General features: G+C 62.0%; 14 protein-coding genes. 5 read left to right on the top strand and 9 right to left on the bottom strand.

Annotation, left to right across the window (positions count from 1 at the left end; genetic code table 11):
* Nucleotides 1-11: 11 nt before the first annotated feature.
* From QTH90_RS30075 to ssuD, 3 genes are all read right to left on the bottom strand, one after another.
* Nucleotides 12-1,727, bottom strand: a complete 1,716-nt coding sequence (locus QTH90_RS30075) for an ABC transporter ATP-binding protein (protein WP_286668247.1) — start codon at nt 1,725-1,727, stop codon at nt 12-14.
* A gap of 7 nt (nt 1,728-1,734) precedes the next feature.
* Nucleotides 1,735-2,313, bottom strand: a complete 579-nt coding sequence (msuE, locus tag QTH90_RS30080) for an FMN reductase (protein ID WP_286668248.1) — start codon at nt 2,311-2,313, stop codon at nt 1,735-1,737.
* A gap of 78 nt (nt 2,314-2,391) precedes the next feature.
* A complete protein-coding gene (ssuD, locus tag QTH90_RS30085) occupies nt 2,392-3,534 on the bottom strand; it encodes an FMNH2-dependent alkanesulfonate monooxygenase (RefSeq protein ID WP_286668249.1) in 1,143 nt (380 codons plus the stop codon).
* 750 nt (nt 3,535-4,284) lie between these two features.
* On the opposite strand from ssuD, the gene QTH90_RS30090 reads away from it, so the two are divergent.
* The 4 genes from QTH90_RS30090 to QTH90_RS30105 all read left to right on the top strand — a co-directional run bounded on the left by QTH90_RS30090 (nt 4,285) and on the right by QTH90_RS30105 (nt 7,938).
* Complete coding sequence (locus QTH90_RS30090) at nt 4,285-4,605, top strand: low molecular weight protein tyrosine phosphatase family protein (protein WP_286668251.1); 321 nt, start codon at nt 4,285-4,287, stop codon at nt 4,603-4,605.
* 64 nt (nt 4,606-4,669) lie between these two features.
* Nucleotides 4,670-4,942 carry a hypothetical protein gene (locus tag QTH90_RS30095; RefSeq protein WP_286668252.1) on the top strand — a complete coding sequence of 91 codons (273 nt, stop codon included), beginning with the start codon at nt 4,670-4,672 and terminating at the stop codon, nt 4,940-4,942.
* A gap of 364 nt (nt 4,943-5,306) precedes the next feature.
* Nucleotides 5,307-7,160: a YncE family protein gene (locus QTH90_RS30100; protein WP_286668253.1), complete on the top strand. Its 1,854-nt coding sequence runs from the start codon at nt 5,307-5,309 to the stop codon at nt 7,158-7,160.
* A gap of 28 nt (nt 7,161-7,188) precedes the next feature.
* A complete protein-coding gene (locus QTH90_RS30105) occupies nt 7,189-7,938 on the top strand; it encodes a hypothetical protein (RefSeq protein ID WP_286668254.1) in 750 nt (249 codons plus the stop codon).
* A 906-nt stretch (nt 7,939-8,844) separates the two neighbouring features.
* Here QTH90_RS30105 and QTH90_RS30110 read toward each other — a convergent pair.
* The 4 genes from QTH90_RS30110 to QTH90_RS30125 form a co-directional block, all read right to left on the bottom strand.
* Nucleotides 8,845-9,648 (bottom strand): SAVED domain-containing protein, encoded by an 804-nt coding sequence (locus QTH90_RS30110; protein ID WP_286668255.1) that lies wholly within the window; start codon nt 9,646-9,648, stop codon nt 8,845-8,847.
* 307 nt (nt 9,649-9,955) lie between these two features.
* Nucleotides 9,956-10,501: a Mov34/MPN/PAD-1 family protein gene (locus QTH90_RS30115; RefSeq protein ID WP_286668256.1), complete on the bottom strand. Its 546-nt coding sequence runs from the start codon at nt 10,499-10,501 to the stop codon at nt 9,956-9,958.
* The gene (locus QTH90_RS30120; protein WP_286668257.1) at nt 10,498-12,234 is read right to left on the bottom strand and encodes a ThiF family adenylyltransferase; all 1,737 of its coding nucleotides are present in this window, start codon (nt 12,232-12,234) and stop codon (nt 10,498-10,500) included. Before QTH90_RS30120 ends, QTH90_RS30115 begins: the two co-directional genes overlap by 4 nt.
* A complete protein-coding gene (locus QTH90_RS30125; protein WP_286668258.1) occupies nt 12,231-13,244 on the bottom strand; it encodes a nucleotidyltransferase domain-containing protein in 1,014 nt (337 codons plus the stop codon). The genes QTH90_RS30120 and QTH90_RS30125 overlap by 4 nt, the downstream gene beginning before the upstream one ends.
* A gap of 202 nt (nt 13,245-13,446) precedes the next feature.
* On the opposite strand from QTH90_RS30125, the gene QTH90_RS30130 reads away from it, so the two are divergent.
* The gene (locus QTH90_RS30130; protein ID WP_286668259.1) at nt 13,447-14,391 is read left to right on the top strand and encodes a WYL domain-containing protein; all 945 of its coding nucleotides are present in this window, start codon (nt 13,447-13,449) and stop codon (nt 14,389-14,391) included.
* A gap of 474 nt (nt 14,392-14,865) precedes the next feature.
* On the opposite strand, the gene QTH90_RS30135 is transcribed toward QTH90_RS30130, so the two are convergent.
* Both QTH90_RS30135 and QTH90_RS30140 read right to left on the bottom strand, forming a co-directional pair.
* A complete protein-coding gene (locus QTH90_RS30135) occupies nt 14,866-16,200 on the bottom strand; it encodes an McrC family protein (protein WP_286668260.1) in 1,335 nt (444 codons plus the stop codon).
* Nucleotides 16,201-16,215: 15 nt separating this feature from the next.
* Nucleotides 16,216-18,723: an McrB family protein gene (locus QTH90_RS30140; RefSeq protein WP_286668261.1), complete on the bottom strand. Its 2,508-nt coding sequence runs from the start codon at nt 18,721-18,723 to the stop codon at nt 16,216-16,218.
* Between the last annotated feature and the right edge of the window lie 416 nt (nt 18,724-19,139).

A 19,139-nucleotide genomic window follows, 5' to 3' on the forward strand; every position in this document is an offset into this window, starting at 1 on the left:
AGGAAAGGAGTTCAGGCGGCGAGCCGCAAGTCGGCTGTTGCCATCGGCGCAGCCGGTGCTGCCGCCAACAGCGAGCGCGTGTAGGGGTGCTGCGGATTCGCCCAGATGGCTTTCGGATCCCCGGCCTCGACGATGCGGCCGGCGTTCATCACCAGCACGCGATCGGCGACGTAGCGCACCACCGAGAGGTCATGCGAAATGAAGAGATAGGCCAGGCCGTAGACGGCCTTGAGATCGACCATCAGGTTCAGGATCTGCGCCTGGATCGACACATCGAGCGCCGAGACAGGCTCGTCGCAGATCACCAGCTCGGGCCGCAGCACCAGCGCGCGGGCGATGCCGATGCGCTGTCGCTGGCCGCCCGAAAACTCGTGCGGATAGCGGCTGCGTGCCTGCGCCTCCAGGCCGACGTCGTCCAGCACCGCGACGATGCGGCGATCGCGCTCGGCGCGGTCACGCACGCCATGGATGGCCAGCGCGTGGTGGAGGATGTCCTCGACGCGGTGGCGCGGGTTGAGGGAGCTGTACGGATCCTGGAAGATCATCTGCACGCGCCGCCGCCACGGCAGCAACGCGCGACCGGACACGGCGAGCAGATCCTCGCCATCCAGCACGACGCGACCAGCCTGCGCCTCGACCAGCCGTACGATGGCCCGCGACAAGCTGGACTTGCCGCAGCCCGATTCGCCGACCAGCCCAACAGTTTCACCGGCGACGATCGACAGCGAGACGCCCTCGACTGCCGGGACCGGACCGTGCCGTCCTGGGTAGGCGATGTGAAGGTCCTCGATCGAGAGCAGTGGTCCGTCCGAATGGCGCGCGAGCGCGGGCTGCGGGCGGACCGGCTCGCGCACCAGCTCGAAGCCGCCCTTGTCGTCGGCACGGATTTCCGCGAGCCGAGCGTCCCGGTAGTGCAGTTCCGGCGCCAGATGAAGCGATGCGCCGAGCAAGCCACGGGTATAGGCATGGCGTGGCGCCGCAAAGACGCGCGAGATCGGACCTTCTTCGAGCTTGCGCCCGCCGTGCATCACGGCCACGCGATCCGCCCATTGCGCGACCACGCCCAGGTCATGCGTGATCAGCAGTACCGCCATGCCGAGTTCGCGTCGCAGGTCGTCGATGAGGCGCAGGATCTGCGCCTGGATGGTGACGTCGAGCGCCGTCGTGGGCTCGTCGGCGATGAGCAGCTTCGGCTTGCAGGCCACGGCCATCGCGATCATCACCCGCTGGCGCTGACCGCCCGACAGATGGTGTGGATGATCGTCGAAGCGCCGCGCCGGCTCCGGCAGCTTCACGAGGTCGAGCAGCTCGATGGCGCGCGCGCGGGCCGCGGCCTTCGACAGCGGCAGGTGCAGCGTCAGCGACTCCGCGACCTGCTGGCCAATCGTGTGCAGCGGATTGAGCGAAGTCATCGGCTCCTGGAAGATCATCGAGATGTCGCGACCGCGCAGGTCGACGATCTCGCGCTCCCTGAGGGTCAGCAACTCGCGCCCCGCGAAGCGGACCGACCCGGACAGCCGCGCATGCGCGGGCAGCAGCCGCAACACGGCCAGCGCAGTGGTCGACTTGCCGCAACCGGACTCGCCCACCAGCGCGACGGTCTCCCCCGCCGCCACATGGAGGTCGAGCGCGTGCACGGCTCTGTGGCCGGGGAAGTCCACGCCCAGACCGCCCAGTGTCAGCAAGGCTTCCGCTGCGGGGGCGTCTGCCAGGACGCGCTGCGTCATGGTCTGCTCAGGCCAGGGCCAGGGCAGGCACAGTCAAAGGCCGCTCGCCGCGCCGGCGCAGCACAGGCACCGCACGTTCGACAGCCAGGGCGATGCGGGCGCGCAAGGCGTCGCTGCTCACACGGTAGTTCTCGAACTCCTTGTCGGTGGCGTAGACGCCGATGGGCAGGGTGTGCGCCTGGAAGAAGCTGAACAGCGGCCGAAGCTGGTGATCGATCGCCAGCGCGTGCCGGTCGCTGCCGCCCGTCGCTGCCAGCAGCACCGGCACGTCTATCAACGACTCGTGGTACACGAAGTCGAACAGATGCTTGAAGAGGCCGGTGTACGACCCGCGGTAGATGGGACTCGCGACCAGCAGCAGGTCTGCCGTCTCGATGTCGCGCAGAATGGCCTCGACGTCCTGCGGCAGGTGCGCGCGCTGCAGCACGCTGCCGAACTTCGGAACGATCTCGCCGAGTTCGATGAGGCGCGTTTTTACGGGCAATGCGTCGGACAGTCCATCGAGAATCTGTTCGACCAGGGCGAGCGTGCGGGACGGGCGTTGCAGGCCGCCGGAGACGGCGACGACTTTGAGTTTCTGGGCCATGTCGGTGCGTTGAATGTGAGAAAGGGTGGGCGTCGCCTGCGTGAAGCGGCAACGACGAAGTCGGGAAGACGGGGATGCTCAGGCTGCTGCGCGTACCGGCGGCACGATGTCATTGGCAATCACCTCGCCGAAGGGTCCGGTGAGGTTGGCCTGCCCTGGTGGCCGCAGCGCCTCCAGCGGCAGCAGCGGGAACACCAGTTCCGCCAGCCGGTAGGCTTCCTCGAGGTGTGGATAGCCCGAGAAGATGAAGGTCTCGATGCCGAGTTCGGCGTACTCCCTGATGCGAGCGGCGACCTCTTCGGGATTGCCGACCAGCGCCGTGCCCGCGCCGCCGCGCACCAGGCCGACGCCGGCCCACAGGTTGGGCGACACCTCCAGCTTGTCGCGGCGACCGCCATGCAGCGCCGCCATGCGCTGCTGGCCGACCGAGTCGAAGCGCGAGAAGGCTTTCTGTGCCGCGGCGACCGTCTCGTCGGTGACGTAGGAAATCAGTTCGTCCGCCGCGCGCCATGCCGCCTCGGAGGTCTCGCGCACGATCACATGCAGGCGAATGCCGAAGCGCAGCGTGCGGCCATGCTTCGCAGCGGCGGCGCGTGCCTTGGCAATCTTCTCGGCCACGGCCGCAGGCGGCTCGCCCCAGGTCAGGTAGACATCGACCTGCTCGCCCGCGAGCTCGATGGCTGCATCGGACGAGCCTCCGAACCACAGGGGCGGATACGGCCTCTGAACGGGTGGATAGAGTGTCTTCGCGTTCTCGACCCGCAGGTGCTTGCCGCTGAAGTTCACGGTCTCGCCGGCCGCCACGCCGCGCCAGATGCGCAGGAACTCATCGGTGACCTCGTAGCGTTCAGCATGCGTCAGGAAGCTGCCGTCGCCATGTTGCTCGTCGGGGTCGCCGCCCGTCACCACATTGATCAGGAGCCGGCCGTTCGAGAAGCGGTCGAGCGTCGCCGCCTGCCGTGCCGACACGGTCGGCGAGATGATGCCGGGGCGGATCGCGACCAGGAACTTCAGGCGCTCGGTGAACGGCGCGAGCGAGGACGCGACAACCCACGAGTCCTCACATGAACGGCCCGTCGGAATCAGCACGCCTTCGTACCCCAGTTCGTCGGCCGCCTGCGCGACCTGCCGAAGGTAGGCGTGGCTGACGCTACGCGCACCGTGTGCGGTGCCCAGGTAGCGGCTGTCTCCGTGGGTGGGAAGGAACCAGAAGATCTTCACGAAATTCGCCTCGCGCTGCTCGAAGTTGCAAACCCGAGACTGTGAGGCTGTCCAAGGCCTTTCGGCGCGGTCGGGCTAGAAGCATTTCAGTGATCGATATGCGGAATTCGCCAACGGCTGTCGCGGCACCCGGTGCGTCCCGCAGCAAACCCTGCGCTCCATCCTCCAGATCGGCTGAATGTCCGGTCATGCGCAGCATCTCGTTGACGAAGTCGTCCATCGGAGGCAACGGGGGCGAGGCCGCGCCGCAACCGAAGGGCGCAGCGCCTCAGGCGCGGAGGCGTCAGCGATGAAAGCCCGAAGGGGCGAGACCGAAGGGCTCGATGCGAAGCACGACAGCGCGGCCGGCTTGCCGGAGACGCACTGCCCCACTACCCCACTGCCCCACTACCCCCAGCAAACAGAAATTTCGCCAGAAGAAGGAGACAGGGCACATAGACACACACCAGCGGCCTCCGTACAGTGCTCAGTAAGCAAGGGCGTCGTTGCTTCCTCACTGGTCGTGCCCTTGCCTTCTTGCAAACGTCTCCTCCTCGATCGCACTTGCCTTCGGGGGACCCCCTTGTGAGATGCCCGGCTTAGCGGGCGCTTTGCAGGCTCCCCACGGGGAGCCTTTTTTTGCCTGCGCGTGCCTGCCATGGGTTAGCGTAAGAGTCCTTCGGGCGCGCACCGCCTCTTAATTCGACAACAGTCGGCCACTGCGGACGTTCGAAGCGCTTCCACAGTTCGCTAGGATTGGGCCTGCCAACAATGCAACACTTGCTCTTTATCTGCAGTAGAAACAGACTCCGCAGCCCGACGGCGGAGCAAGTGTTCGCAGGCCCTGACATTGAGACAGATTCCGCCGGCCTGGCGCCGGACGCCGACTGCGTGCTCAGCCCCGAACAGCTTGAGTGGGCGGACCTGATATTTGTCATGGAGAGGCAGCATCGAGCCAAGCTCAAGCAACGGTTCGCTGGGTCTCTGCACGGGAAGAAGGTCGTTTGCCTCGACATCCCTGACCGGTACCAGTTCATGCAGCCTGAACTCGTCGCGCTCCTAGAGCAGAAGGTCAGCCAACATTTGCGCTAGGCGACCGGCTACACGTCGCCAGGACCGGACGCTCGACCTTCCTTCAACAGTTGGAGCTATCCACATGACCAAGAACGAAGACACCCGGGCTCGCGTTGAGGCGCAGTCGCAGGTCCTGGCCGAGCGTCTGAGCATCGCGGCGGGTGCGGCTGCTGACGCCACGAAACTTGTTGTCGAGTTGCGTCGGCTGATCAACCAGCCCGGCGACAACGAGCGGGAGGCTATCCAGGAAATCCTGCCCCGTCTGTTGGCCCTGACCCGCCTGAGCATGATGGCTGGCCACCCGGACGCCACGCTCGAGCACCTCAAGGCGTCGAGGGCCGCGTCCTGTCGGTGACCGCATCCGGCCAGCGGACATACAAAGGTCCGCGCTGAATGTCCGCTTCAGACTGAATGCCATCTCCCGAAGGATCCGTTCGGAAGGACCTCCTTCGGGGCCGGACCGGCCGCTGAACCTTGTGGCACATACCGGACGGTCGAGCAATTTGCAGAGCGCACCTCCTCAGCACGCGGCTTGTGCGCAATTCAGATCGGTCCGACGCGCGCGGACCTTGGATCGCCGCGCCTTCGTCGTTCTCGGCGCCCCTCCTTTTTGGGATGACATCCTGAGAAGCGCAGCCTCCAATCGCGGACGGGGCGAACTTTGGCGTTCTTCCCGCCAGGGAGTGCTGAGGGTCCAAACACGGGAAGGACGGCGCGTCATGCAGATCGACGATGTGGTTCTTGGCCTCGCGGCCGGCGTTGGTGTCCGCCTGTCGCCCGATGGCAAGACGGCCTATTACGTCGAGTGGTCGATCGGGCGCTTATGCAAGGTCGAAGTTCAAACCGGCATGGTCACAACAGTCCTGACGGGCCTTGAGCTTCCTCAAGACGTCCTGGTCGACTGGACCACCAACGAGATCTTCATCTCGGAGCGCACCGGCTCCATCGTCAAGGTGACAGCGAAAGAGGGTCGACGCGACGTCTCAGAGCCAGGCTTTGCGCCTCATCAATTGGCGCTGGTCAGCAATGCCACTGTTCGGCACCTCTACACAGTCTGCTTTGATTCTGGCCGACTGGTCCAGATGGACCTCAACGCCGGCGGTGCGGTAAAGATGATCGGTGGTGGTCTCGGACACCCGGTGGGCATCGTCATCGACGCGGCGGCGAAATTTGCCTACGTCACAGAGCAGGATTCTGGCGCCTTGACCCAGGTTGAGTTGGCGACCGGTGCCGCCAAGCGGCTCTACACAGGCCTTACAGCGCCGTTCTATCTGGACTGGGACCGAACGGGCGCGGCGGTTTTCTGCATTCAGCGCGATCCCGCCAACAGCCTGGTGCGAATCGAGCTTGGCCCACCTGTGGTGTCTAGCTTGGTCGTGAATGGCTTGGCCTGGCGACCGTCGGGTGTTGCAACCAACGCTGACGATTCGCTCCTCTACGTATGCTCTGACCGCGAGCTCGAGGTGATCTCGGCCAAGGGAGTTCCGCCGCCACCCCCAGCTAAGCCCCCGTTCGAGATCCACAGCATCCAGTTCAACTACCGCGAGCGAGCGATACCCCTGATGCACCATGTGCCGCGCGCGCCTGTCGTGACCCCGGAGTTCGAGAAGGGGGTGCGAAACGAGCCGGCGTGCTTCGTGGCGGGGGCGCTTCCTCGAATCCAGGTGGTGCTTCGCCGCCTCCCAGCGTTCGTTCCTGGCACGTACACGCTCGGGGCCACCGGCAGCCATGGTGGCGTGCGCTACAAGGACGTCGTTCCGGCGTTCAACGCGATCGGTCTGAGCAACGTGATCGAGCTTGAGCTGATGTGGCCTCTGCCGCATACCGTCGAACGCCTCGATGTGTCTTTCGACTGGTACGCCCGACTCACACCTGGTCCCGCGGTGACCGCGGCGTTGAGCAATACGACGCACCGCGTCTACATTGTTCTCAAGCGGCCCGAGCAACCCTGGAAGACAATGACCCCCTGGGTCGCCGCTCTGGAGCGCGCTTGCGTCTGGGCTGCTGGCGCTCCGAATGTGGATGAGGCTGCGGCGCTTATCACGGAGCGGTACAACAGCTGCGGGGTGGTCAGCTATGACACCAACAGTGGCGCAACGATGTACGGAGACGCGACGTTCAATCTGTCTGAGATGCTGGAGCGGCTCAATGGGGGCTTTGGACTCGGAGAGAAGGTCAACTGCACGGACAGCGCCAACACTGTCTCGACCCTCACCAACATCCTCGGCTGCGAGCTTTGGCAGTCAAAAATGGGATGGATTTTTGACCTCAACCCAGTCATTGCCATTGGGTACAACGTCTGGGCAATACCATTTCAATCCGGCTTCAGCTACCACGAGGTCCCCTGGAAGGGTGCGTGCACGGAGAGCGACAATGTCTTCGACGGCTGCCTAAAGGTTGACGCCGATGCGGATCCCACGCAGTCACCTCACGCGCCGCTTCTGCCAACGAACATGCTGTTTGGGGACTGCGCAGCGATGAACTACCGATTGCGCTTGTGTCCACCCACGCCCGGCGGTTGTGCGAAATGCCAGCCGGATACAACTACGCGGCAACGGCGGCCGATCGCCTAACGCACGGACGCACAAAGACGGGGGTTTTATGGAGTCAACCTACGACACCAAAATGTGGGCGCGCGAGACCACGATCGGGCGACGGATCTTCAATCTCAACTTCCGAATGATGGGGCGCGAGCTTCCTGGGTGGCAGCTCGTTAAGACCGTTCCGATGCACCAGGATCGCATGATGGTGGAAACCGTGTACATGTGGCAGTCACAGGACGCGCCTGACCGGCATGTCGTGCATGCCACCGTCACCACGCTGCACGATTGGCGCCTCGCGCAGAAGCAGTTGATCCACATGCTCAATCACACCATGCGCCCGGACCTGCCCTGCAGAACGGGGGCGAGCGCTGCGGCTGGAGACATCGAGTTCGTTGCTCGCGCCCCAGTCACCGACATCCCCGCATCCATCCAGTTTTCGCGCGGCAATGTCGCCGTCGCAGTGAGCAGCGTGGGGTCGGCCAACGTCGATGTCTTACCAGTCGCCGCGGTTATGGACCGAATGCTCATTGAAGCGCCAGGCAGCGTGAGCTTTCTTCGCGCTCTGGCCAAGCAGATTGCTCCGAGGACTGTCACCTTCGGCGAAGGGGAGGCCAGCGCCAAGCTCGTAAGCCTGAGCAAAGTGCGAGACGCTTGGCTCAAGGCCATCGTCGAGGAGGGAGAGATCCGCCAGAAAGACGACGCGCTCATGTACTTCTCCAAGCGCCTCGGCAGAAGGGATGTGCAAGTTTTCTCGATCAGCCGAGGCGAGCCCGCTGCGAGAAAGACGGTCAAAGGATCCAGATCCTGACTTAAAACGAGCGGCCGCCAAAACGCGCAGGGTGAGGTCGCACATCGCGAAGGCGACGCGCGCGTGCAAATCCAAGATTGAATCTTCAATTTGCACGGCACCAGCATTTCTCTCGGAACATTTTCGAAAGCTTCTTGGGTAGACATCTGGGGAGGCGGGCGCAGGGTGGCCGCGACCTGCAGGCAGCGCCGCACCCTCATAGGGGGAGCAAATCGACGTCTAAGGCCTGATGGCAGCAGGCGGCGGACGAAGCGCCGCTTGCGGACGCTGACCGGCCGCTCGCTCTGACTCCCATGACTTCGGATTTTGCGGCGAGCGTGGCAGGGCGATGTTGGCTGGTCCGTGCCCCTTGCAGACATCTGCGTGAGCTTGTCGAACTGGAGCAACCGGCCATGAGCGGTTCTTTTGGGTCGCGCCAGTCGTCCGGCAGGTCAAGACTGATTCCGGAACTTGGAGCCGTACTTGCGTCACGACTGCTTCAGCGTGACAAGCGAAAGAAGCACTGCAACGTTCCTCTCGAGACTGCTAGCAGTCAGTCTGACAGTGCGACTTGGACTTCGCCACTCGGGCAACACCGGTCGCTCGCGCTCGACGCAGAACCCAGCATTTGTATTGCTTCCAGCGGCAACAACCATGACGTACACGGATAACGAAGCAATAGCGGCTCTGCAGGCGACCGGTCGCCTTTCGCGACATTTCGTTGCACCGACCGACCACGCCGTGGATTGATGGGCGTGCCAACCAATCTGGCGCGAACGCCCGTGAACGCTTGCAGCAGAGAGGCGGAGGTGTTGAAGGTTTCGCAGCGGCTTGCTGCATACGTGGCAGATGACGTTCGCGATACGGCTGATGCCCCTTCAAGTTAACGACCGAGTGACTTCCCGACGCTCTGCTACCTGCTCGACGCTACTTCAGGCGAAGAGCGGACTTCCAGTTTGGCGCTTGCCACTCCCAGACGTGGACCTCTTCGAATGCTTTCGGGAGAACCGTGCGGCCGATTTCGATGCTGGCCGACAACGGTGTCGCTGGGTGAATGTGCAGGACTCGGGCGCCGGCCGTAAACAGTTGCTGGAGGAACGCGTTGAAGTTAGTGCGGAACTGCTGCACGTGGGCTTCCTTGCGGATGATGCCTCGGTCGGGTGCGACTGCCTGGAACTCAACGATGTCACGACCCACGGGGTGCTGGGCCCTGCCAGAAATGCTGACCACCACCGACACCTCGCGGGGAAGCGTAGGAGGCACAGTAAAGGCATAGCTGGGCTCCGGGCAAGCTTCACGCGTGTCCCAAAGCCACCTCTCGCCGGGCAGGTCAAGTATGGTCGCAGGCGTCTTGTCACCTATGAGCGCGCCCAGCTTCATCAGCATCGGAATGGGCGCGAAGCCGGCGATGGTCAAGTGCGCAGCCCCGCCTCTTGCCGTTAGCTCCGGCAGGACGCGCTGCTCGTACTGCTGGGTGAGCGCGCGTTGCGCGTTAACCCAGAAATCCGGGTCACTGTCCTGCAGATGGAAACTGCTTTGGTCAATGTGAACCGAGGTGGAGGCAGGGAAGCGATTGAAGTTGCTGTTGGTCAGCATCGCGTAATGGATGTTGCGTACGTCAATTACCGGCACCTGAGCACCGATTGGAAACGACATCACCACCGGCATGCTCTCGACGACTCCTGTCGCCGAGTAGACGCGTTCAATGCGCGCCTCGTGCTCACGCTTCATGGCTCGAAGCTGCTCGGCAGTGAACTCGTTGCTCTGCCCATGCCGGTCGATACGCGCGTGGCAATCGAAACATGCAAGCATTAGGTTACTGGGGTCAGAAGCGAGTTTCTCCGACAGCCCGGGAACGCCTCTGGAGCCAGCTGGGCTGTCAGCAATGATGTGGGCGTACTCTCCGACCTTGCACCTGGCCTTGGTCAAGAAGTCGCGGCCTACAGCCTTGCAGCAACCACGGAACTCGCATCGGCCAGCCGCGGCGACCCAAAGGTCCCGCCGAACTGTCGACGAGATGTAGGCGCGCTCGACCGTCCTAGTCGCCGCTGCGGCTGCGCCCGGCGTGGGCGCGGAGGCTGAGCCCGCCAGTGCTTTTGTTCTGGGCATTGTTCTTCTCCAACTTCAATTCGCGAAACGTACCCCGGCGGCTCAGCGTCCAGACGCGGATGCAGTGGGTGCCGACGATAGGAAAAAACAGCCGGTCACCCTCGTAGGTGTCACCCGCAATGGCCTGCTGCCAATCACGCTGGTCGACACCCGACGGTGTTGGGTCGCGCTCTGGATGCGTGTGCCAGAGTCCCAGGTAGGCCAAGGTGCTGTTCTCCTCCATCCATCGCTGGCGCGCCACGTGCTCATGCTTGGACGACCGAAAGAAGCCGAACCTGCTGCGGCGGTCGCCGGTCTGGGGCGTCGACACTTCGTCGACGACCACGTCATGCGAGTCCAGTAGGTGCCGGCCGAGGAGAACGCCGCCGGCCTCACTGTCCCAGCTGCGACGCTGCGCGAATGCCTGCATTTGCTTGAGCGCGTGTTCGACCACGATGAGGCGTTGCCGAGGCGTGACGCGATACACGAGCTTCACTGCGTCGGCTCTTTGGGGTGGCGACAGTGAGAACATGCGAGCCCGAAGACCTTTTGCGTCGCGTCCTCCGCAGAGACTGTCCGTGCAGACTGGAACCAGGGGGTCGTGCGCAGACCATGCTCAGCCGCGACCTTGCCTTCACCAATCCAGAGCCTGTAGGAAGGCTGGCGTGCCTCTTCGCCGGCAATAACGGAGCTCACGGCCGACAGAAGATGTTCGGCCGCCATCAGCCCGGTGCGTCGAGACTGCAGCGCGCCGTACGGTACAAATGCTCCACCGCATCCGGTGAGATTGCGAGTAACTGCTTGGTTTGGCTCCATGAACGACGTACGTGAGGCCAGCGACGGACGGCCCTCGTCATCGCGATAGGTGCAGTTGAGGCAACCCTCACCCTTAGTCCACATCAGCATCGAGTGGCCGCCGAGGTCGAGTGCCTCGAGCCAAGTGAACACCACCGGCATGTCGAAGCGGCGGTCTTTGAGAACGCGCGAGAACGAGCGCTCAACAGACGGTGCGCCAAACGCCAGCACAATGCCGTCGTACTTGCTGAGGTCGGCAGTCTTGAGCCACGTTTGCGCGGTTGTGCACACGGGTGTGATATTCAAGCCTGGGTAGCGCCCCTCCAGCGCCAGCTTCAATCCCATCGGCTTTTCAAGGTCGATGTACAGCGGCTGCAGCATGTGGCGAAAGACGTTGTCCTCCGAGTACTCGTCGTGGTCGACTACCGTAAGCTTGCCAACGCCCGCAGCTGCAAGCGTGTCCACCACCACCGAACCTACCGCCCCGGCCCCCAGGACAACCACGTGCTTGCTGAGCAGGTCGAGCGAGGCGCCCCCGCGCTCGCGCATGTAGCCAATGGTGTGACGTCGCATGGTTAGCGGCGTCACGACTGCCTTCTTGTCGATGACACCACGATTTGCGGTGAAAGAGGCGGCCACCAGCGAGCGCCCACCAGCCTGGCGCGGCACGGATACCAGCAGCGCCACCCTCTTCGGCGAGTTCTTCGACGGCCCAACCAATTTGTCCCAAAGTGTCAGTTGCTCGGGCGACATTCTCTGCAGCACATCTTCGAGGAAGGCGCACGTCAGCCTGTCCGGTTGCACGGGCGGTAGCGCGATATCGTTTAGGTGGACGTATAGCGCACGATGAGCTCCGAGTTTTTCGCTCTTGACCTCCCAAGGCAACTCGGCCTCACGCTCCAGGAAATACCACGACGGCTTCTTCAGCGTGAGGTTGGAGAACCCTTTGAGCATGCGAGACGTACCGTCAACCTCAAAGTACGCCCGCGCGCGCAGAGAGCTTGGCAGGCTGAACCAGTAGCCTTCCAGTTCGTTGAAGAACTCTGCGTAGCCAGAGCCAGCGTCCGCTGCCGAATTTTCAAGCAGGTCGTATGCCTTCATCACGGCGTGCGCAGCGATGTCGGCAGGGCGATTTGGGTCGAGCGATAGGCCCTGTCCGTCGTCGATGCAGACGAAGCCTCCGTAGCTGACGTGCGCGAGCAACTCGGTTGCTGGGACGGTGCGCACCGTTGGAAGCCTCAAGTTCTCCTCGGCGCAATCAACATAGACCGGCCATTTGCGCGTGGTGCCGGTAAGCTCGATGCCCAGGGTGCTTTCCGCCAGGTTCGGCAAGCGAGCGATGGCGACACCGCGCAGCGTACACGCTGCGCTCACCGCGTCGAAGGCGGCATCGACCTTCAAGGTTTCGACCGACGCCGCGGTAGCCTCGGTCAAGCGGAGTTACCTGTGCTGATGACTGCGGCAGAGACCCCCTTGGCAGTCTCCGACTTTTCGGGCACCTTGAAGTCGTCGCCGAACTGCTTTTTCAGAAGCTTGCAAGCGTCCTCGGGCAGTTCCTCGTAGTAAGCGTCACGCAGTGCGTCGCGCAGCGACTCGAGCTTCTCCTGGAAGTTCTTCATCTGGCCGGCGGTGCGTTTGGCCAGTAGATCGGTGTACGGCGCGACCGGCAACATGACCTTCAAGCGCTGGTGCAGCCCTTCGTCCTGACGGAACTCATACGTGAATTGACCGAGCATCGTCTCCACCCAGTTCAGCATCGCCTGCAGGTCGACAGGCTTGTCCGAGGTGCCGAAGCTTGGCTTGAACCAATGCAGAGCCGCCACGGTCAGCGCGATGCTGAGGGGCGCGCCCGGGCCCGAGAACTGCCATTGGCGCCAGCGCTTTAGGTAGCGAATGCACCGGCGGTACTGAGCCTGCTGCTCCGCGTCTTCGAAGGCACCGCAGACAAGCTTGGTCAGCTCCCTGGGGTCGGAGATTTCCCAGATGCGATGCTCGGCGGCCGAGTTTTCCTTGCCTTTCGCCAAGTAGAGCTTGCCGTCGGCGTCGCGGCTGTAGATTGCGAGGTCGACGTGGTACGCAATCTCGCCGCCGCTTATGTAGTTCACGGTCACGCACGGGCGGCGAATGACGACCGTCCGGAAGTTCGTGTTCGCGGCGTCGCGCACCTTCTTCTTCAGCGCTACCGGGTCGGGGTACTTGTTCTGGTCGCAATCGAAGACGAGGCCGACATCGATGTCAAAGTTGCCATCCAGAGGTACCACGCCAGTGTGCATCGAGTAGCTACCCTGGTTGAAGTTGCTGAACGGCGGCACGTCGTTGCCGAGGTTGGCCCGAAGCGCGTTGACGATGGTGTCGCGCTTTTCGCGCAGGGTGGCCTTCTCGTCTTCTTCATCGAAGCAGATGGCGCTATGGAAGTCCTCAAACTGTCGTTGAACTGCAGGCATCTTGCCCTCCTTGTTGTTTGAAAGAAGCCAGGACGCCAGGCCAGCGAACGCTGTGATAACTATCAATGGATGCACGCGTGAACGCCTTATGGCAGCTTGGATAGGAGAAACCCTTCGACCACGAGCAGTATACGTCATCATTTTGATGATGTGTTGATATTTTTATGCTCACTACATCGCACGAGGGAGCTATCATCTTGAGATGGCAGAAAATCAAGACCGGCGCACACAGTTCCTCGCCAACTTGACCAAGACACAGCGGGAGCGGCTTTCCCACATCGACTTCAAGCTCTACTTCCTGGGTGAGCTTCGGCGGGCTGATGTCGTTGACCGCTTCGGGACGGGACCGGCTGGGGCCACACGAGACATTGCCCTGTACAAGGAAATTGCGCCGGAAAATCTTGAGCTGGACAACTCGGATAAGGTCTACCGGCCTACTGCAGCCTTCGTCCCTCTGTTCGAGCACAACCCGCAGCGCGTCATGACCGCGCTGACCCAAGGCTTTGGTGAAGGCCTTGGCGAGGTCCTAGGCGAGGAGGTGCACCCAATGCTGCGTTGCGAAATCCCCAGCGCCTTGAGCCTGCCCAAGATGTCCGTGGTCGCCCCTGTCACTAGGGCGATTCATCGCGGCAAGGCAGTGAAGCTCGGCTACACATCCATTGATAGCGGCCATACCGAGCGTGAGTTGGTGCCCCTCGCCCTTGTTGACATCGGCATACGTTGGCACGTCCGAGCCTTCGACCGGAGGCACAAAGAGTTTCGCGACTTTGTATTCACAAGAATGGACGAGCCGACCGTGCTCGAGAATAGCGTTGTGCAGCGGGATGAAACTGCGGAGTTCGACGTGCAGTGGAGCCGCATCATCGAACTGGAGTTCGTACCTCACCCCGAACACAAGCGTCCTGAAGTTGTTCGCATGGACTACCAGTTCCCGGAAGACGGCGTACTTCGTGTCCGGGTTCGCGCGGCAAATGCGGGGTACATGCTTCGTCGATGGACCGTGGACTGCTCTACCGACCATCATCTGCGCGGACTCGAGTACGCGCTGTGGTTGCGGGACCCGTTGACACTCTATGGCGCGAGCAACGCGCAACTGGCACCTGGCTACACGGACCCGCGCTCGGACAGAGTAATCAAGGCGCTCTGAACGCCGACGAGCCAACCAGTACTCCTGCGCTACTAGACGGTCACTCTGGCCATTTGCGACGCACGGCGCCTGCCCAACTGGTTGCAGATGCGTCGTGGCTCGCAGCTAGATGGCAAACCTCCTGACTGCTGCCTCAAGCCACACGATGCCGATGCCCGGCCGGCTAGAAATCCATCAGGGCGTCAATCAGCAGTCTCCTCGAGCGTCTGCTTTTTTCGCTAAGTCGCTACTTCCGCCTTGGGCCCCGAAACGCCCGCTGCCAGGTGTTCAGTTGAACGTCGGCAACCGCTGCGCTCCCGCGGCGCGGTTCGGCCAGCATCGGTCCTTCGTCGCAACTTCACTGATAGAAAGATCGTGATCGAGACGGGTTAGCCGGGACCTTTACGTCGGTGGTTCAGTTCCTGATGACTTTCACGCCGTTGCCACGCAGTGCGTCCCGCGCTTGGGCCGTCCCGGCGCAGCTTGGCTTAGAGGTCAACTCTTTTCAGCCATCTCGGTGACACAAAACAGTGCGTCGCAGGCCATCTCGCTCGATGTCACCAGGCCTTCGGTTGCAGCCTCCAGATTGAACGGCAGGACCCAGAGATGCATCGATTGCGACGTCTCGCCATGTCGGTCGGGGTGCGGCATCGCGAAAGGGGGCAACGGGGTCTGGAAGCCTGACCAATACGGGTAGATCAACGCAAGTTCACCGGCGCCTGCCAGATACGTGTGGCCGTAGGCGAACATTTGATAGAAGTCGGCCTGAGCGAGACCGTACTTGTCGGCCCGACCACTTCCATCGATGCGCTTCCATTTGGTGTCCATCACCCAACTGTTGCCTTGGTGATGCACCAACAGGTCTGGGCGCAGCTGAAACATGTGCGTACCGTCGTGCTCGCACAGCGAGAAGGTCCTGGCCTGCGTTATGAGCTTGACTTCTGGAGCGAGGCGCTTGCGCATCCAGGCTGCGACGTAAGTCTCGAACAGGCGCTCCATTGGAAAAAGCAGACTCATGCCCCTGGTCTCTCCGACGACCGCGAGCGGCATCGAGTCGCCCAAAACCAGCTGGCACCAAGGTTTGGCAGACCGGTAGTGCGCCAGGTTCCGATCGCCTCGCCAAAGGCGAAAGTCCGCACGGATGTCCCGACTTTCAGGCACATCCCCGAGCCTCACGCACAACTCGTTCGCCAAGCGCCAGTTGTCCGGACTGCGGGTCGACGCCAGAACGCGCCTCACGGCACTCTTGAGCAGCCGGTTTTCCGCTCGATCGGGTAAAAAAACATCGTGCCGGATCTGGAACAGGTGCTGACGGCCAGGCATCTGGCGAAGTTGGCGTGTCACATCAAGCCGGCCGCGCAGGAAGCGCTGCTCCTCTTCAAGGCGGACGTAGTCGAAGCGGATGCCACGTTGCACAACGTGATCCAGGGCCGCCAGGAACTGACCCATGACCCATTCCGGAAGCGGCACGTGGAACGACTCCAGAGCAGCCAGCCCGGCTTCACGCACCGGCAGATCGAGGGCGACTGCAATCATCCGCTTGAGAAGCAGGCGACTTTTGCCTGCCGCGTCATGCCCGTCCGAATGCTTTGGGAGGATCTCAATGCGCGTGCCGCACGGCGTTTCGATGACGCCCACGTAGTTGTCGAGCCGCAGGTGTCGCGCGTCTTCAACGACCGTCAGCGATGTGCCGTTTCGAGAGAACGTTGCGTTCAGTTTGACAAGGAAACTAAAAGCACTTTGCGACACTCGTGCTTGATCGAGCGATTCCGTACACGGCGTGGTGCACAGTCTCGCGTATTCGCGAACGCAAACTGAAGTTGCGGTCATCGAAGGCGCTGATTCCTAGTCGCCGGACGCAGCGGGCAAGGGCTCACCGGGCCCCGCAGGCGTGGCGTCGATCACGCCAAGATAGCTCGCTTCGAGCAGGAAGGCCTCAACGTTGATCTTCCATCGCACATTGGCCTGCGGCACTTCCACCTCGTTGCCGAACAGTGCTGCGACATCTGTCTTTGGCTTCTGCAGAAATCGGTGCACATCGTTTGACTTGCGATGATCGTTCAGCACCCACGCGATACGCTGCCAATCCTCAAAGAAATACTCTTGGAGGAGTGGAAGCACCTGCCGCTGAAAAATTTCTTGCAGCACCGGCAGCGAGGCGTTCACCTTGAGCGGCATGAAACTCGCATGCCCGATGCAGTGGTCGCGATCAAGCAGAACTTCGATCCGTTCGTTGATCTTTCGAAGAAGCTGTCCCACATCGACTGCGCCCACCTTCACCCCGTCAAGCAGCGAAGCGTCGGGCTGCATTTCGGTGAAATGAAAGCGCCGGCGCAGTGCAATGTCCACGGTCGCCAAGGACTTGTCGGCGGTGTTCATCGTTCCGACAAGATAGACGTTGTCAGGCACCGAGAACTTCTTCTTGGAATACGGCAGGATCACCTCTGCGCCCTCCGCGCCTTTGCGCTTCGATCCTTCAATCAACGTGATCAGCTCGCCAAAGATCCGAGATACGTTTCCGCGGTTGATCTCGTCAATGATCATGACGAACTTGGGCCGTTCAGCGGGAGCTGAGTAGGCTGGTAATCCATGCCTTGCCTTCAGGTGCTCGATGATGGGGCGTACGTATGAACTATTGTGCACTGCACGTGGGTCGTCGTTTTCGTAGAACTTGTGCAGATCCCGAACAAAGACGCGATAGACGGTGTCGGGATCGCGATGCTCATCACGCGACTCTTCCGGCATGACTCGATACGACGTATCGTTCAGCGCGCGCACGGTGAAGCGCCGCTTCATCTTGACTGTCGTGAGCGTGACCGACTCATCTTCAGCAGCTGCGATCTCGTCGTCGAATTTCTCCAGCGCTTTCGCCAACGCGTCTGTACTCGTGGTCAAGCCCTTTTCTGCGTCGAGGCAGAGCTTCTTGAAAACCCCGTCGGCGACGTCATAGCTGATGCGGCCGTCCTTCGCGTCAGCGCGCAGCCCCTCGACGAAGTCTTCGTAGGCAAAGCTTTGATGGAACGTACAGAACACCACCTGCCCGTCCTCTCTAAAACGGTTGAACGTCGCGACCTGCGCATCACGTGATGCCCCGGGCCCGGCTAACTCGGGCGCCAAAATCTCCAGTGTCTTGGTGATCGTGTGATAGGTCTTGCCGGTGCCCGGTGGCCCGAAAAGAATCTGATTCAGAGGAATGCTCATGGCACTTTCCATGGACTTGACTTGTTCATGCGACTCGCCCGCTTGCGCTTCGCTCGTCGCTTGGGGCTCCGCGAGCTTGCTGCGCGCTGGCTGGGCTTCGAGCACACGCCAGATGGAGATGTTGTTCTTCAGCAATTGATCCGGATCAAGGCCGCCTTCTGCCATGGCCTTCTTGATGTTGCCATTGAGGTCGAACCAGTCGCGGCCGTTCGGCGGTTGCGGCAGCTGAAACTGGTCGCCCAGGATTCGAAGCAATACTTTGCATTTGTCTGTGTTCAAGACCGTCGTATACAGCTCGGGCGCGAAGGCGGCAAAGACCCGGTGGATCACGGACGACAAGACCGTGTCGAATCCACCGTCGGTCTTCCACCCATCCAGCACATAAGCGTAAGTCGATCTGTCCGGTGCCGCAGCGATGCGGTGCGTGATCTGTGCCAACCAACTTTTCGCCGCAGCAAACTTGGCGTGCGGAATTCCGCCCGGTGACACACTGGACACGCCGTTTTCGAGATCGCGCCAGAGGCGCTGCAATGCGGCGTCATCCAGCAATGACGGATCGTTCTGAACGGACTCTGCAAGCAAAGTGGCCTCTTGGTAGCCAGGCAGCCATGTCGTGTTGTAGCTCGCATCCGCGTCACACCAACTGGCGAACTGCCGCAAGCTGTGCACACCTTTGCCAGCCTTCCAAAGCGCGTCGAGCTGCGCTGCCACGCCATCCGCGATCTGGATGCCGGATTGCTGCGGACTCCATGTCTGCGCCCCCATTGCCGACGTCATCAGCAACATCGGCAGCAGGCCCGCTGCGCAGGTAGTTCGGACTGCCGCAACTGAAAACTCGATGTAGCGCTTCTGCCGGGACGAGTCGCCCCAGTCCGCTTCATGGAACGGAGCACGGCTCACGGTGCCGCGCGCGATGATGCCGCGAGGCCCGACGCCCAAGCGTACGAGGTAGACCGCATCTCCAACCATGGGTTGGCTGGAGCCGCAGCTCCAACGGCGCTGCGTGTTGACCACGAGGTCGATCGTCCGTCCGGCATCGCCGTCGCCGCCTTCGGTGTACTTTTCAGGGTTCCAGGTCAGGAGCCAGGCTTTCGGTTGATCGGCCATCGATTGCGGGGTGGTGGTCAATGAGTCGAAGGTGCGCCACAGCATACCCGGAGCCAAGCAAAGCGAACTGGCGATGCTCGGTAAATCTTGCTTGTCAACAAGTCTTGGTTCTCGATGTACAAAGCAAGATATGAAAGCACGGGGTGTTGGTCGAAGGCGCTGACATGGGTGGCGTTCGCAATTGTGATGGAGCTTTGACCGACAAAATCTCCGTCGCCCCCTCGGCGTTGGCCTGCGTCTGGTCGGCAAAAACCGAAGTTTTGTGACGCCTATACGGCGATAGGTTGCACAGGCCCGTCCAGCGACTCTGCGGCGAGAGCAGCTTGCCTGAGGTGGGACAGGCATCCTCGACGCGCTGAGCCTGCGAGCGACAGGTTGCCGCTGGCCACCTGATGTTCGATGGTGGTCGCCTGTACGTCCGCAAACGCTGCGCTCCCGCGGCTCAGTTCGGCCAGGAGGAG

Origin of the sequence: Variovorax flavidus, assembly GCF_030317145.1 — a bacterium.
Lineage (GTDB): Bacteria > Pseudomonadota > Gammaproteobacteria > Burkholderiales > Burkholderiaceae_C > Variovorax > Variovorax flavidus.

Bases quoted from the DNA above. Each gene is read 5' to 3' on its own strand.
- QTH90_RS30075 (WP_286668247.1), bottom strand. From the start codon at position 1,727: ATGACGCAGCGCGTCCTGGCAGACGCCCCCGCAGCGGAAGCCTTGCTG.
- msuE (WP_286668248.1), bottom strand. From the start codon at position 2,313: ATGGCCCAGAAACTCAAAGTCGTCGCCGTCTCCGGCGGCCTGCAACGC.
- QTH90_RS30090 (WP_286668251.1), top strand. From the start codon at position 4,285: ATGCAACACTTGCTCTTTATCTGCAGTAGAAACAGACTCCGCAGCCCG.
- QTH90_RS30095 (WP_286668252.1), top strand. From the start codon at position 4,670: ATGACCAAGAACGAAGACACCCGGGCTCGCGTTGAGGCGCAGTCGCAG.
- QTH90_RS30100 (WP_286668253.1), top strand. From the start codon at position 5,307: ATGCAGATCGACGATGTGGTTCTTGGCCTCGCGGCCGGCGTTGGTGTC.
- QTH90_RS30105 (WP_286668254.1), top strand. From the start codon at position 7,189: ATGGAGTCAACCTACGACACCAAAATGTGGGCGCGCGAGACCACGATC.
- QTH90_RS30110 (WP_286668255.1), bottom strand. From the start codon at position 9,648: ATGAAGCGTGAGCACGAGGCGCGCATTGAACGCGTCTACTCGGCGACA.
- QTH90_RS30125 (WP_286668258.1), bottom strand. From the start codon at position 13,244: ATGCCTGCAGTTCAACGACAGTTTGAGGACTTCCATAGCGCCATCTGC.
- QTH90_RS30130 (WP_286668259.1), top strand. From the start codon at position 13,447: ATGGCAGAAAATCAAGACCGGCGCACACAGTTCCTCGCCAACTTGACC.
- QTH90_RS30135 (WP_286668260.1), bottom strand. From the start codon at position 16,200: ATGACCGCAACTTCAGTTTGCGTTCGCGAATACGCGAGACTGTGCACC.
- QTH90_RS30140 (WP_286668261.1), bottom strand. From the start codon at position 18,723: ATGCTGTGGCGCACCTTCGACTCATTGACCACCACCCCGCAATCGATG.